This is a genomic window from Duganella callida, assembly GCF_004614165.1.
GTDB classification, from domain to species: Bacteria; Pseudomonadota; Gammaproteobacteria; order Burkholderiales; family Burkholderiaceae_D; genus Rugamonas; species Rugamonas callida.
This window is the reverse complement of the sequence record NZ_SPVG01000107.1, coordinates 1-13,570: the sequence shown is the minus strand read 5'-3', so window position 1 is coordinate 13,570 and position 13,570 is coordinate 1. Positions and strand designations below refer to the sequence as shown.

Sequence of the window (13,570 nt, the reverse complement as noted above, 5' to 3'; positions counted from 1 at the left end):
CTTAATCGGCTTAACCGGCGGCCGGTTCGCCGCCTTCCGCCGGCGGCGCCTCGGTGGCAGCCGCCTCCTGCGCCTTGGCCATCGCCGCACGCTGGCGCTTGACCATGGCGATCACCACGTTACGGATGGTATTCAGCACGGTGTCGGCCTTGAACGGCTTGACGATGAAACCGCTGACGCCCATGGCGTGCGCCGACTGGATGGTGGCGGCATCGAGCTCGCTGGAGACCATGAAGATCAGGCACTTGGGCCACCTGGTGCGGATCTCGCTGACCACGGCCGTATCGTTTTCCACCTGCTCCTTGGCGATGCACACGATGTGCGGATTGTGCTTGATCAGCAGCGTCACGCCGGCGGCGCAGGTGTGGGCCTGGCCGACCACATCGTAGCCGCCGTCCAGCAGCACCGTGTTGAGCAGGCCGCGGGCGACCGCGCTGGAGTCGATGATTACCGCTTTTAACATCTTGCAAACCTTGTTATCAGTGCGGCCACAGCAGCATGTTCCAGCTGACTCCGAGACGCACATCTGTTTTCAATTGCACCAATTGTCGAGAAAGATACAGCATTTCGCGCTCTTTTCGTAGTGTTTCACCCAGCGTGTCTTTCAGAATGCCGGCGCCGGCCATGATGGCGTCCAGAGTGCCGTATGTACGCAACAATTTCGCCGCGGTCTTGGCGCCGACCTTGGACACGCCGGGGATGGAATCGGTGGCGTCGCCCATCAGCGCCAGCAGGTCGGGCAGTTGGTCGGGCGGCACGCCCCATTTCTTTTCGACCCAGGCGTGGTCGTGCCACTCGCCCTTGAAGTGGTCCCATACGCGCGCGCCGTGCGCGATCAGGCAGTGCAGGTCCTTGTCGGTGGAGGCGACCGTGGCCTCGCCGCGGCCCTCGGTCAGCCAGCGCAGCACCACGGTGCCGATCACATCGTCGGCTTCCACCTCGGGCAGCGACACCACCTGGACGCCGATGTCGCGCAGCCTGTCGTAGAACGGCGTCAGCGCCTCGCGCAATACCGATGGCATGGGCGCGCGGCCTTCGCGGTAGCCGGCGTAGAGGTCGTGGCGCCAGGTGCGGCCGCCGTAGTCGAAGGCGGCGATCAGATGCGTGGGCTGGTGGTCGTTGATCAGGTTGCGCAGCGAGGACAGCGCATGGCGCAGGGCGATGTCGGCCTTTTCGGGACTATCGGGCTCGGGGCTGGCTTCGTAGACACGGCGCACGATATTGAGGCCGTCAATGGCAAGGAGTCTACCCATGGTGAACTTCGGCGGGGCTTGTACAAGCCGCCATTCTAACCGACGGGACAGTGAAAACTGCATGAGCAAACGCAAAGGCATGGTGGACATCGGTTGCAAGCGGCGGCACGAAGCGTAATATTCAACGACGTTTTATCCATGGAGGACATCATGTGGCCTACCATTTCACTGGACGAGTTCCTTGCCAATCCACTGGCAGCAATCCGCGAAATCGCTGCCTCGCAACAGATTTTCCTTATTACCGAAAACGGCAAACCCATTCTCGACGTCCGGCCTTATAGGAGCGGCCCGGACGAAAAGTTACGTGGCAGCGTCATCTGGTCCGGCGACATCGTATCTCCCGTTGAAGACCCATTCAAATGATACTGCTCGATACTCATGCCCTTGTGTGGTGGGTCGAGTTCAGCCCCCGCCTGTCGAACACCGCCAGACAGGCCATAGCCACGGAGAGACAGTCCGGCCGAATCGGGATTTCCGCTTTTTCCTGCTGGCAGATTGCCCTATTGGTGTCGCGCGGCAAACTCAGCATTTCTAATGAAATAAACACTTGGCTTGCAGCGATTGAAGCACTGAACCGAATCTGTTTCATACCTGTCGATCATGCGATCGCGGTCAGATCAGTCTACTTGCCTGCCGGGCTGCACGATGATCCCGCAGACAGAATCATCGTAGCCACCGCCATGATGAAGAATATACCGATTGTGACGGTAGACACACGAATCCGCGCTTATCCCCACGTGCAAACCATCTGGTGACCTATTTCAGCAGTTCGTAAGGGCCGCCGCATTCGAGGGCGCGCTGGAAGGCCGGGCGGGCGTGGATGCGTTGCAGGAAGGCCATCAGATTCGGCCGGCGGTCGTCCAGGCCGGCACGGGCCGCGGCGGCTTCCAGCGGAAAGCTCATCTGGATGTCGGCGGCGGTGAACTCGGTGCCGGCGAACCATGGCGTCTTGCTCAGCTCCGCTTCCAGGTAGTCGAGATGCATGTCGATCTGCGGCATCAGGTAACTGCCTTTGACGCGCTGGGCGATGCCCTTGGCGATCGGCTTGACGAAGAACGGCGCCGGCCCGGTCTCGATGCGGTCGAACACCAGCTTCATCAGCAGCGGCGCCATGGCCGACCCTTCGGCGTAATGCAGGAAATAGGTCCAGCGGCGGCGCTCCTCGGTGCCGGCCGGTGGAATCAGCCGGCCGTTGCCATAGGTCTCGATCAGGTATTCCACGATCGCGCCCGATTCGGCCACCACCACGCCGCCGTCGGTGATCACCGGTGACTTGCCCAGCGGATGGATGGCCTTCAGCTCCGGCGGCGCCAGCATGGTCTTGCGGTCGCGCTGGTAACGCACGATCTCGTATTCCAGGCCCAGTTCCTCCAGCAGCCACAGCACCCGCTGCGAGCGCGAATTATTCAAGTGATGTACGACGATCATGTTTGGACTATCCCGAAAAAAGAACGGCCGTGCGCCGCGAAGCGCTAGCTTAGCATCATCGGCGACCGCACGCGCCTACCTCGACAGGATATGGATTCCATCCGGAAACGGCAGTACACTCGCAGGCTTAAAGCCGCCGCCGGAGTATTCATGAATTTGCTTTCACCGCGTTACCTTGCTTTCACCGCCGCCATCGTCACCCTGCTGGTCTCGCTGGCCCTGCATGCACCGTGGGAGATCCCGGCCGTTGCCGCCGCGCTCACCATCGTCGGCATTTCCGACCTGCTGCAGACCAAGCGCGCGCTGCGCCGCAACTACCCGATCCTGGCGCACTTCCGCTTCTTCTTCGAATCGATCCGCCCCGAAATCCGCCAATACTTCCTGGAAGACGACATGGTGGCGACGCCGTTCTCGCGCAACCAGCGCAGCATCGTCTACCAGCGCGCCAAGCTCGACACCGACAAGCGCCCGTTCGGCACCCAACTCGACGTCTACGCCGACGGTTACGAATGGATCAACCACTCGATCGCGCCGGCGCCCGAACAGCACCACGACTTCCGCATCGAGATCGGCAATCATCCCGATTGCCCGCGCGCACAGCCGTATTCGGCCAGCGTGTTCAACATCTCGGCCATGAGCTTCGGCGCCCTGTCGGCCAACGCCATCCTGGCGCTCAACGGCGGCGCGAAGATGGGCGGCTTCATGCACGACACCGGCGAGGGCAGCATCAGCCCTTACCACCGCCAGCATGGCGGCGACCTGGTGTGGGAAATCGGCTCGGGCTACTTCGGCTGCCGCAATGCCGACGGCACCTTCTCGGAAGAGCGCTTCGTTGCCAACGCCAGCGCGCCGCAGGTCAAGATGATCGAACTGAAGATGTCGCAGGGCGCCAAGCCCGGCCACGGCGGCGTGCTACCGGCGGCCAAGATCACGCTGGAAATCGCCGAGACGCGCGGCGTGGCGATGGGCATCGACTGCGTCTCGCCGTCGCGCCACTCGGCGTTCACCACGCCGATTGAAATGCTGGAGTTTATCGACCGCCTGCGTACCCTGTCGGGCGGCAAGCCGACCGGCTTCAAGCTGGCGATCGGCCACCCCTGGGAATTCTTCGGCATCGTCAAGGCCATGCTGTCGACCGGGATCGTGCCGGACTTCATCGTGGTCGATGGCGGCGAAGGCGGCACCGGCGCGGCGCCGGTGGAATTCACCGACCACATCGGCACACCGCTGCAGGAAGCGCTGCTGCTGGTACATAACACCCTGGTCGGCGCCAACCTGCGCGACAAGATCAAGATCGGCGCCTCGGGCAAGATCATCACCGCCTTCGACATCGCGCGCACCCTGGCGCTGGGCGCCGACTGGTGCAACTCCGCGCGCGGCTTCATGTTCGCGCTGGGCTGCATCCAGTCGCAGAGCTGCCACACCGACCGCTGCCCGACCGGCGTCGCCACGCAAGACCCGGGGCGCCAGCGCGCGCTGGTGGTGCCGGACAAGATGCAGCGCGTGGCGCACTTCCATGAAAACACCATGAAGGCGCTGGCCCAGCTGATCGCCGCCGCCGGGATGACGCACCCGTCGCAGCTGCGTCCGCGCCACCTGGTGCGCCGCATCTCGGCCAACCAGGTCAAGCTGGCATCGGCGCTGCTGCCGTATCTAGAACCGGGCCAGCTGCTCGATCCGAGCCAGCTGTCGCGCCTGCCGCCGGTGTTCGGCCAGTACTGGCCGATGGCTCAGGCGGAGTCTTTCGATCCGTACTGCGGTTGAAGCAGGACATCCGGCACGTACGCGTTAGCCCAATCGAATCCAGACGCAGCAGACAATGAAATGCCATGCTTGCGCTGGTTGAGTTTGTCTTTTTTGGGATCGGATGTGATCTTCACTTTTCATCTTATCCGCAGAAATGGATAAACCAATCGTCTGCGAAAAAGATTTAAATGGATCGCGACAAGCGGTCTTGCGCAGCCGCAGGTACGGGTTCAGCGCTGCACGTGCAGCTTGATGACGCGTTGGCTGGTGGGGGAGGATTTCGGCGCGGGCGTGGTGTCGCACGAGCCGCAGCTGGAACAGCCGCCACCGTCGCCGCAACCGCCGCCGCCATGGGTCTTGAAGAGACGCGCCAGCCTGACTTCGTCGAAGCCGCGCTTGCCCAGCGTGTAGACGATGCGGCGGCGCAGCGCCACCGGCAGGTACTTGGTACTGAAGTGCAGCAGCGCCGCCGCCACGATCACCGCCACAATAATCTCTTGCCACATAATCAGCCTCCGATCAGCGCCGAGGAAATACGGAAAGTCAGGAACGATGCCAGGTAGGCCAGCGCGAACATGTAGCCGGCCATCAGCAGCGCGTAACGGGTGCTGCCGGTTTCGCGCCGCACCACCGACAGGGTCGACATGCACTGCGGCGCGAACACGTACCAGGCCAGCAGCGACAACGCAGTCGGCAAGGCCCACGACGCGGCGATGATCGGCTGCAGCGACTGCGCCAGTTCCTCGCCGGTCTGCGACAGCGCGTACACCGTGCCCAGCGCGCCCACCGCCACCTCGCGTGCCGCCAGTCCCGGCACCAGCGCGATGCAGATCTGCCAGTTGAAGCCGATCGGCGCGAAGATGTATTCGAGGCCGCGGCCCAGGATGCCGGCCAGGCTGTAGTAAATCGGCGGATGGGTCGCCCCTTCCGGCGCACCGGGGAAGGAACTCAGGAACCACAACAGCACCATCAGCGTCAGGATGACGGTGCCGACGCGGGTCAGGAAGATCTTGGCGCGCTCCCACAGGCCCAGGCCCAGGTTCTGCATGTGCGGCCAGTGATAGGCCGGCAGTTCCAGCATCAGCGGCTGCTTGCGGTTGGCGCCCAGCGCGCGCTTGAAGAAGTAAGCCACCGCCATCGCCGAGAAGATGCCGGCGAAGTATAGCGCGAACAGCACCAGCCCCTGCAGGCTGAGGACGCCGTACACCTCGCGCTCGGGGATGAAGGCGGCGATGATCAGCGCATACACCGGCAGACGCGCCGAGCACGTCATCAGCGGCGCGATCATGATGGTGACCAGGCGGTCGCGCGGGTTCTGGATGGTGCGCGCAGCCATCACGCCGGGAATCGCGCAGGCAAAGCTGGACAGCAGCGGGATGAAGGCGCGCCCGGACAGGCCGACGCCGCCCATCAGCCGGTCCAGCAGGAAGGCCGCGCGCGGCAGATAGCCGCAGTCTTCCAGCACCAGGATGAAGAAGAACAGGATCAGGATCTGCGGCAGGAACACCAGCACGCTGCCGGCGCCGCCCAGGATGCCCTCCACCAGCAGGCTGCGCAGCAGACCGTCCGGCATGGCATCCTTGACCAGCGCGCCGAAGTGGTCGACGCTGTCCTTGATGAAGTCCATCGGCGCCTGCGCCCAGGTGAACACGGCCTGGAACACCAGGAACATCAGCACCGCCAGGATGACGGGGCCGAGCACCGGATGCAGCACCACGTTGTCGATCTTCTCGGTCAGGCCGTCGGTGGCGTGCGGTGGATTGCTGACCGCCAGGTCGAGGATGCGGCGCACTTCGCGCTGCGTGTCTTCCACGCTGACGGCGTCGATGGCGGCCAGCGCATTGGGCCGGGTCTCGGACAGCGGCCACATCATGTCGAGCGCGCGCAACAGCGACTTTTCGCCGCCGGCCTGCACCGCCACGGTTTCCACCACCGGCATGCCCAGCTCGCGCGACAGCAGGTCGGCGTCGATGCTGATGCCGCGCTTTTTGGCCACGTCGACCATGTTCAGCGCCAGTATCATCGGCAGACCCAGGCGCTTGATCTCCAGCACCAGGCGCAGATTCAGGCGCAGGTTGGTGGCATTGACCACGCACACCACCACGTCCGGCGCCGCCTCGCCCCTGCGCAGGCCGGCCACCACGTCGCGCGTGATTTCCTCGTCCGGAGTGTGCGCCGACAGACTGTAGGCGCCCGGCAGGTCCAGCACACGGAATGGGTGGCCGGCGCTGGTGCTGAACTGGCCTTCCTTGCGTTCGATGGTCACGCCGGCGTAATTGGCCACCTTCTGGCGCGCGCCGGTCAGGCGGTTGAACAAGGCGGTCTTGCCGCAATTCGGATTGCCCAGCAGCGCCACGATGGGCGCCCGCGCGGTGACGGCTGCGGCCGTCGCGGCCTGCGAGATTTGTTTTTCTACGACGCCCATGATTTATTCCGCTTGAATCGAGATCAGCGCGGCCTCGAAGCGGCGCAGTGCAAATGTGGAGTTGCCGACCTTGATCGCCAACGGTTCGCCGCCCGGCATGCCGCGCTTGAGCAGGCGGATTTTCTCGCCAGGCACGAAGCCGAGCTCCATCAGCCGGCGCGCCAGGCTGACGCCGTCGTCGGCCGCATTGCCGGGGGTGACCTGCACCACGGTGGCGCTGGCGCCGACCGGGAGTGCATCGAGAGTAAGAACAGTCATGGAAAGTGTCCGGTTAAACCGCCGCTGGCAAGGAAGGCTGCGGCCCTTGCCGGCGATTGCGGGTGCGTTCTCGCCGGAAATTCGATAGTAGCATTATAAACGGTAATGCGAATGACTTCTATTTAGCTTGCACACCGCTGAAATTTCGGGCAGTATACGATTAATGATAATGATTCGCATTAAGTAGGAAGCAATCATGTCAGGAAAGACTTAATTCAGCCTTATTCAGCCTCACCCCAAGCCAGAAGGTGCATCAATGATTGTTTGTGTGTGCAACAACATCTCCGATCGCGAAATCCGTCAAGCCATGGAACTGGGCATCACCTCGATGGACGAGCTGCGCGACGCCCTCGGCGTGGCGACCTGCTGCGGTCAGTGTTTTTCCTGCGCGGAAGACATTCTCAATGAAGAGCTGGCAGCGCAAGCCGCGGCCGAACTCAAGGAAACCGTGATCAAACGTCCGGTATTCACCAACTGATTATGAACACCCTGTCCTATGACCGGATGGCGGAAACGCTGTCCGTAGATGGCGCCGGCATGGCCTGGCAAATCAAGCGTTTCTGGAAAGTCCGCGGCCGCAAGCTGACTCCGATGCTGGCCATCGTTCTGGGGCACGCCGTGGCGTTTTATCTGATTTATTCGGGCATGCTGCGCCAGGTGACGCATGCCATCCTGCCGCAGGTGGTGACGGTCAGTTTCGTGGCCGCGCCGGAGCCGATCAAGCCGGCGCCGCCGCCGCCCAGGACGGTGCCGGTGGTGCAGCCGTTGCCGACCTTCGTGCCGCCGATGCCGCAGGTGAACATTGTGCAGACCGAGCCGACCATCACCCTGCCGCCGCCGTCGCCGCGCAATGTGGAACCGGTGCCAACCAACGCCGCGCCGGCGACCGCTTCGGTGGCGCCGCCCGCGCCCGCCGCAGCGGCTGCGCCGAAAACCGTTTCCGGAGTTGAGTACATCCGCGCGCCACAGCCGGTGTATCCGGGCATCTCGCGCCGCATGGGCGAGACCGGCGTGGTCATGCTGCGCGTGCTGATCGGCGAAAAGGGCACGGCGGAACAGGTGACGGTACAGAAATCGTCGGGCTCCGCCAACCTCGATGAGGCCGGCCGCCAGGCCGTGCTGCGCGCCCTGTACAAGCCGCATGTCGAGGATGGCAAGGCCATTCCCGTCTACGCGCTGGTGCCGATCAATTTCCAGCTGGGCTGATTACAGGTCCAGCCGGCCCTCGACCGAGTCGTCCAGGGTCTTGCCGATCACGGCGCCGATCAGCATCTTCACGCTGGCCACGGCCTTGCCGTGGCGCGTATCCCAATAGTAGCCGTAAGTCGGCGCGAACTTGATCACCGTGATGCGCGGGTCATCCTCGCCGCCGGTGAACCAGGTCTTCATCGTAAAACTCCACAACTCCTTGATCTTGACCGGGTCGCGCGACACGGTGGCGACACCTTCCAGATGCATGAATTCGGAATGGGCCGAGCCCTGGAAATACAGGGTGGCCGACGGGTCCGCCGCCAGCTCCTGATTCTTCAGGCTGTCGCTGGCGCTGATGAACCACAGATTGCCGGCGTCGTCGACTTCCAGCGCTGTCATCGGGCGGGCGTCGCCGGGACCGCCGCTGGCGTCATTGGTGCAGAAAAAGCAGCTGGCGCTGCTGTTGACGAATTCGCGGATCTTGCGCACCGCGTCTTCGCCGATGAGATCCTGGTGATTCGGTTCCGGCTGGTTGGCATTAATGGAATCCATGGTTCGCTCCTGTAGTTGAGCGATCATGGTAGCGACGCCGGCCGGCGCTCACAGTGGGGTGCTTCACACTCAATTGCAAATGCCAATAGTTTTCATTTGCACCAGTGCTCTCAATAAGCGCAGTTAGCGGCGATTTCGGCGAAATTATCAGACAATCGGCATACATCGCGGCGCAATCCGTGGCACAATGGCGGCATCCGCAACCACACAGAAAGAATCCCCATGAAGGGCGACCCAGAAGTTATCCGCTTGCTCAACGCACAACTGACCAACGAACTCACCGCGATCAACCAGTACTTCCTGCATGCGCGCATGTACAAGCACTGGGGCCTGGAAAAGATCGGCAAGAAAGAGTACGAAGAGTCGATCGGCGAAATGAAGCACGCCGATAAACTGATCGACCGCATCCTGATGCTGGACGGCCTGCCGAACCTGCAAGCCATGCACAAGATCATGATCGGCGAAAACACCGAGGAGATGATCAACTGCGACCTGAAGCTGGAAAAAGGCGCACAGATCACCGTCAAGGAAGGCATCGCCGCCGCCGAGAAGGCCGCCGACTATGTGTCGCGCGACCTGCTGCTGATGATCCTGGAAGACACCGAAGAGCACATCGACTGGCTGGAAACCCAGCTGGACCTGATCGGCAAGATCGGCATCCAGAACTACCTGCAAAGCCAGATGCACGACGAATAAAAAAACGCCCCGCGGGGCGTTTTTTTATTGCGGCACCGTGTCCTTGAACGACGGGCGTTCCGACAGCTTGTCGTATAACTTGGCCAGATTCGGATAATCATCGCGCCAGGCGATCTCCGGGAAGCGGAACGCCAGCCAGCCCAGCGCGCAACCGACCGCCACGTCGGCCAGAGAATAGTGGATGCCGGCGCAGTACGCCTGCTCGCCCAGCTTGTCCGACAGCGCCTTCATGCTCAGTTCCACCTTGCGCATCTGGCGCGCCATCCATGCCTCGCTTTGCAGCTCGGGCGGGCGCATGGTGCGCTCCAGGCGCACGCTGACGGCCGCATCGACCATCCCGTCGGCCAGGGCTTCCCAGCACTTGATGTCGGCGCGGTCGCGGCCATTCGGCGGCAGCAGCTTGCAGACCGGCGTCAGCGTATCTAGATACTCGACCATCACGCGCGAATCGATCATCACCGTGCCGTCTTCCATGATCAGGCTGGGCACCTTGCCGAGCGGATTCCACTGGCTGATGGTGGTGTCCTCGGCCCACACATTTTCCAATTCGAACTGGTAGTCGAGCTTTTTTTCCGCCAGCACGACACGAACCTTGCGGACATAAGGGCTGGCGAGGGAACCGATGAGTTTCATAGACACTTGGAGAGGGAGACCAGCTGCCAGTATAACATCGGCGGTTGCGGCGCCGGCCAATGGTAAAATCACGGCTTGCACCGTCCGCATTCCGATTTTTAATCACTCCGTTCTTTCATCATGACCACTACTCCTTACTCCACGCTGTCGGCGCTGTCGCCGCTGGACGGCCGCTACGCCGGTAAAACCGATCTGCTGCGTCCCATCCTGTCCGAAGCCGGCTTCATGCACCACCGCGTCAAAGTGGAAATCGCCTGGCTGCAGGCGCTGTCGCAGGCCGGCTTCGCGGAAATCAAGCCGTTCCCGGCCGACGCCACCGCGCTGCTGGACAAGCTGGCCGCCGGCTTCAGCGAGGCGGACGCCGCCCGCATCAAGGAAATCGAAGCCGTCACCAACCACGACGTCAAGGCGGTCGAATACTGGCTGAAGGAACAAGTGAAGGATGTGCCGGAACTGGTGGCCGCGTCGGAATTCATCCACTTCGCCTGCACCTCGGAAGACATCAACAACACCTCGCACGGCATGATGCTGAAGGCCGCGCGCGACAACGTCATGCTGCCGTCGCTGCACAAGGTGATCGCCAGGCTGACCGAAATCGCCCACGCGCAGGCCGAACAGCCGATGCTGTCGCGCACGCACGGCCAGACCGCCAGCCCGACCACCCTGGGCAAGGAAATCGCCAACGTGGTGGCGCGCCTGCAACGCGCCGTCAAGCGCATCGAGCAGGTCGAGATCCTGGGCAAGATGAACGGCGCGGTCGGCAACTACAACGCCCACCTGTCGGCCTATCCCTCGTTCGACTGGCCGGCGTTCTCGAAGAACGTGATCGAGCAGCGCCTGGGCCTGGTGTTCAACCCGTACACCATCCAGATCGAACCGCACGACTACATGGCCGAACTGTTCGACGCCTTCGCGCGCGCCAATACCATCCTGCTGGACCTGAACCGCGACATCTGGAGCTATGTTTCGCTGGGCTACTTCAAGCAGAAGCTGAAAGCCGGTGAAATCGGTTCCTCGACCATGCCGCACAAGGTCAACCCGATCGACTTCGAAAACTCGGAGGGCAACCTGGGCCTGGCCAACGCGGTCCTGAAGCACCTGTCCGAGAAGCTGCCGGTCTCGCGCATGCAGCGCGACCTGACCGACTCCACCGTGCTGCGTAACATCGGCGTCGGCCTCGGCTACACGCTGCTGGCCTACGACAGCTGCCTGCGCGGCCTGAACAAGCTGGAAGTCAATCCGGCGCGCCTGGACGCCGACCTCGACGCCTCGTGGGAAGTGCTGGCCGAGCCGGTGCAGACCGTGATGCGCCGCTACGGCATCGAGAACCCGTACGAACAGCTGAAGGAACTGACCCGCGGCAAAGGCATCTCCCGGGAAGCGCTGCGCGACTTCATCACCGGCCTGGCGATTCCGCAGGAAGCCAAGGACCAGCTGCTGGCCATGACTCCGGCCAACTACATCGGTATCGCCACGGCTCTGGCTAAAGCCATCTGATGTAAAAAAGCAATCTCGCTTACACTGGCCCCGGCGGCGCCCGCGCCCCGGGGCTTTTTTTCGTCTGAGCAAGCGCAAATCGGATTTCTTTGGTATATTTAGTCCTAACACGTACTATTTCTCCGGAGCCGCTTTATGCCACGCTACACCAAAACCGCGATGCTGCTGCACTGGCTGGTTGCCTTGCTCATCATCGCCACCTTCTTCCTGGGCCTGTCCATGGTCAGCATCCCGGGCTTTTCACCGACCAAACTGAAGTACTTCTCCTGGCACAAATGGATGGGTGTGACCGTGCTCGGTCTGGCCGTGCTGCGCGTGCTGTGGCGTCTGACCCACACGCCGCCGCCCAAGCTGGCCTCGATCCCCGACTGGCAGCACCTGGTCGCCGAGGGCATGCACTACCTGCTGTACTTCCTGATCTTCGCGGTGCCGATCTCGGGCTACTTCTACACCTACGCGGCCGGCGTGCCGGTGGTGTACCTGGGCCTGTGGCAGATGCCGGCCGTGGTGGCCGCCGATCCTGAACTTAAGGCAACTTTAAAAACCGTTCATTATGTTTTGACCATGACGATGGCCGCCGCCGTGGTGGCCCACGCCCTGGCCGCCCTCAAGCATCACTTTATCGACCGCGACGTCACGCTGAAACGCATGCTGCCGCTGTAATCTCACCCACTGGAGCCCTACCATGAAAACCATGAAAAAAATCGCACTCGTATCGCTGATGGGTGTTGCCCTGGCCGCCAGCGCCGCCGCCCTGAAAACCGATCCGGCCAAGAGCACCGTCACCGCCACCTTCAAGCAGATGAACGTGCCGGTGGATGCCAAGTTCAAGAAGTTCAGCGCCAACATCGACTATGACGCGGCCAAGCCGGACGCCTCGAAGGCCACCGTGGAAGTCGAAACCGGCAGCATGGACCTGGGCGACGCCGAGTACAACAAGGAAGTCGCCAAGAAGGAATGGTTCAACGCCGCGCAGTTCCCGAAAGCCACCTTCGTCTCGACCTCGATCAAGGGCGCCGGCGCGGGCAAGCTGAACGTGACCGGCAAGCTGACCATCAAGGGCAAGAGCGCCGACGTGACGTTCCCGCTGACCGTCAAGGCCGACGGCAAGAACCAGGTGTTTGAAGGCGCGCTGCCGATCAAGCGTCTGACCTACAACATCGGCGAAGGCGAATGGAAAGACACCAGCATGGTGGCCGATGATGTGACCATCAAGTTCCACGTCGTCGCCGCACAATAAATCGCCACAGGGATAGAGGAGCCACCCGCATGAAACTGCAGATGATCATCGCCACGCTGCTGGCCGCCTCGGCCACGTCCGCGATCGCCGCCACCTACCACATCGACCCGACGCACACCTACCCGAGCTTCGAGGCCGACCACATGGGCCTGTCGGTCTGGCGCGGCAAGTTCGACAAGACCAGCGGCACCGTGACCATGGACCGCGCGGCCAAAACGGGCGGCGTGGACATCACCATCGACCCGGCCTCGATCGACTTCGGCTTTGACAAGATGAACAGCCATGCCAAGGGCGCGGACATGTTCAACGTCGAGAAATTCCCGACCATCACCTACAAGAGCAATGCCTTTAAATTCGAGGGCGAGCAACTGGTGGCGGTGGACGGCGAACTGACGCTGCTGGGCGTGACCAAGCCGGTGGCGCTGAAGGTCGACAAATTCAAATGCATCATGCATCCGCGCCTGAAACGCGAAGTCTGCGGCGCCAACGCCACGGCCGAATTCAAGCGCAGCGACTTCGGCCTCAACTACGGCCTGCCGAACTTCTCGCCCGAAGTGAAACTGGCGATCCAGATCGAAGCCATCAAGGCTGAATAAAATCCGGGGTCAGTTCTGCCAATCGCACACGAGCCCAGCCGTAGCGCATGCTACG

The 13,570-nt window shown here is 62.4% G+C and carries 18 protein-coding genes; 10 read left to right on the top strand and 8 right to left on the bottom strand.

The genetic code is table 11. The annotated features are described in order from the left end of the window. Positions 1-10: 10 nt before the first annotated feature. Complete coding sequence (locus tag E4L98_RS11295; protein WP_135201664.1) at positions 11-463, bottom strand: response regulator; 453 nt, start codon at positions 461-463, stop codon at positions 11-13. 16 nt (positions 464-479) lie between these two features. Then, entirely contained in the window at positions 480-1,253 is a 774-nt protein-coding gene (locus E4L98_RS11290) for a 5'-3' exonuclease (RefSeq protein ID WP_135201663.1), read from the bottom strand. A gap of 150 nt (positions 1,254-1,403) precedes the next feature. On the opposite strand from E4L98_RS11290, the gene E4L98_RS11285 reads away from it, so the two are divergent. Further along, the gene (locus tag E4L98_RS11285; RefSeq protein ID WP_135201662.1) at positions 1,404-1,616 is read left to right on the top strand and encodes a type II toxin-antitoxin system Phd/YefM family antitoxin; all 213 of its coding nucleotides are present in this window, start codon (positions 1,404-1,406) and stop codon (positions 1,614-1,616) included. Further along, on the top strand, positions 1,613-2,008 hold the full coding sequence (locus tag E4L98_RS11280; protein ID WP_135201661.1) for a type II toxin-antitoxin system VapC family toxin: 396 nt from the start codon (positions 1,613-1,615) through the stop codon (positions 2,006-2,008). Before E4L98_RS11285 ends, E4L98_RS11280 begins: the two co-directional genes overlap by 4 nt. 1 nt (position 2,009) lies before the next feature. Here the strand turns inward: E4L98_RS11280 and E4L98_RS11275 are convergent, their stop codons facing one another. Beyond that, the gene (locus tag E4L98_RS11275; protein ID WP_135201660.1) at positions 2,010-2,681 is read right to left on the bottom strand and encodes a glutathione S-transferase; all 672 of its coding nucleotides are present in this window, start codon (positions 2,679-2,681) and stop codon (positions 2,010-2,012) included. Between the two features lie 150 nt (positions 2,682-2,831). On the opposite strand from E4L98_RS11275, the gene E4L98_RS11270 reads away from it, so the two are divergent. Continuing rightward, entirely contained in the window at positions 2,832-4,445 is a 1,614-nt protein-coding gene (locus tag E4L98_RS11270) for an FMN-binding glutamate synthase family protein (protein ID WP_135201659.1), read from the top strand. 212 nt (positions 4,446-4,657) lie between these two features. On the opposite strand, the gene E4L98_RS11260 is transcribed toward E4L98_RS11270, so the two are convergent. Genes E4L98_RS11260 through E4L98_RS11250 form a run of 3 tightly spaced genes read right to left on the bottom strand, consistent with a single transcriptional unit; the run spans position 4,658 to position 7,110 of the window. Further along, positions 4,658-4,933: a DUF6587 family protein gene (locus E4L98_RS11260; protein WP_135201658.1), complete on the bottom strand. Its 276-nt coding sequence runs from the start codon at positions 4,931-4,933 to the stop codon at positions 4,658-4,660. 2 nt (positions 4,934-4,935) lie between these two features. Then, entirely contained in the window at positions 4,936-6,852 is a 1,917-nt protein-coding gene (gene feoB, locus E4L98_RS11255; protein ID WP_135201657.1) for a ferrous iron transporter B, read from the bottom strand. A 3-nt stretch (positions 6,853-6,855) separates the two neighbouring features. Beyond that, positions 6,856-7,110 carry a FeoA family protein gene (locus E4L98_RS11250; protein WP_135201656.1) on the bottom strand — a complete coding sequence of 85 codons (255 nt, stop codon included), beginning with the start codon at positions 7,108-7,110 and terminating at the stop codon, positions 6,856-6,858. 256 nt (positions 7,111-7,366) lie between these two features. Between E4L98_RS11250 and E4L98_RS11245 the strand changes: the two genes are divergently transcribed. Both E4L98_RS11245 and E4L98_RS11240 read left to right on the top strand, forming a co-directional pair. Then, on the top strand, positions 7,367-7,588 hold the full coding sequence (locus E4L98_RS11245; RefSeq protein WP_135201655.1) for a (2Fe-2S)-binding protein: 222 nt from the start codon (positions 7,367-7,369) through the stop codon (positions 7,586-7,588). A gap of 2 nt (positions 7,589-7,590) precedes the next feature. After that, positions 7,591-8,316 carry an energy transducer TonB gene (locus E4L98_RS11240; RefSeq protein ID WP_135201654.1) on the top strand — a complete coding sequence of 242 codons (726 nt, stop codon included), beginning with the start codon at positions 7,591-7,593 and terminating at the stop codon, positions 8,314-8,316. Here E4L98_RS11240 and E4L98_RS11235 read toward each other — a convergent pair whose 3' ends face one another. Further along, positions 8,317-8,853 (bottom strand): pyridoxamine 5'-phosphate oxidase family protein, encoded by a 537-nt coding sequence (locus E4L98_RS11235; protein ID WP_135201653.1) that lies wholly within the window; start codon positions 8,851-8,853, stop codon positions 8,317-8,319. Between the two features lie 222 nt (positions 8,854-9,075). On the opposite strand from E4L98_RS11235, the gene bfr reads away from it, so the two are divergent. Continuing rightward, positions 9,076-9,549: a bacterioferritin gene (gene bfr / locus E4L98_RS11230; protein WP_135201652.1), complete on the top strand. Its 474-nt coding sequence runs from the start codon at positions 9,076-9,078 to the stop codon at positions 9,547-9,549. A gap of 24 nt (positions 9,550-9,573) precedes the next feature. Here the strand turns inward: bfr and E4L98_RS11225 are convergent, their stop codons facing one another. Continuing rightward, on the bottom strand, positions 9,574-10,182 hold the full coding sequence (locus tag E4L98_RS11225; RefSeq protein WP_135201651.1) for a glutathione S-transferase N-terminal domain-containing protein: 609 nt from the start codon (positions 10,180-10,182) through the stop codon (positions 9,574-9,576). A gap of 120 nt (positions 10,183-10,302) precedes the next feature. Here E4L98_RS11225 and purB point away from each other — a divergent pair, with 120 nt between their 5' ends. The 4 genes from purB to E4L98_RS11205 all read left to right on the top strand — a co-directional run bounded on the left by purB (position 10,303) and on the right by E4L98_RS11205 (position 13,515). After that, positions 10,303-11,679, top strand: a complete 1,377-nt coding sequence (purB, locus tag E4L98_RS11220; RefSeq protein WP_135201650.1) for an adenylosuccinate lyase — start codon at positions 10,303-10,305, stop codon at positions 11,677-11,679. Positions 11,680-11,814: 135 nt separating this feature from the next. Further along, positions 11,815-12,342 (top strand): cytochrome b, encoded by a 528-nt coding sequence (locus tag E4L98_RS11215; protein ID WP_135201649.1) that lies wholly within the window; start codon positions 11,815-11,817, stop codon positions 12,340-12,342. Between the two features lie 22 nt (positions 12,343-12,364). Beyond that, positions 12,365-12,919: a YceI family protein gene (locus E4L98_RS11210; RefSeq protein ID WP_135201648.1), complete on the top strand. Its 555-nt coding sequence runs from the start codon at positions 12,365-12,367 to the stop codon at positions 12,917-12,919. Between the two features lie 29 nt (positions 12,920-12,948). Further along, the gene (locus E4L98_RS11205) at positions 12,949-13,515 is read left to right on the top strand and encodes a YceI family protein (protein WP_135201647.1); all 567 of its coding nucleotides are present in this window, start codon (positions 12,949-12,951) and stop codon (positions 13,513-13,515) included. The last annotated feature ends 55 nt before the right edge of the window (positions 13,516-13,570 follow it).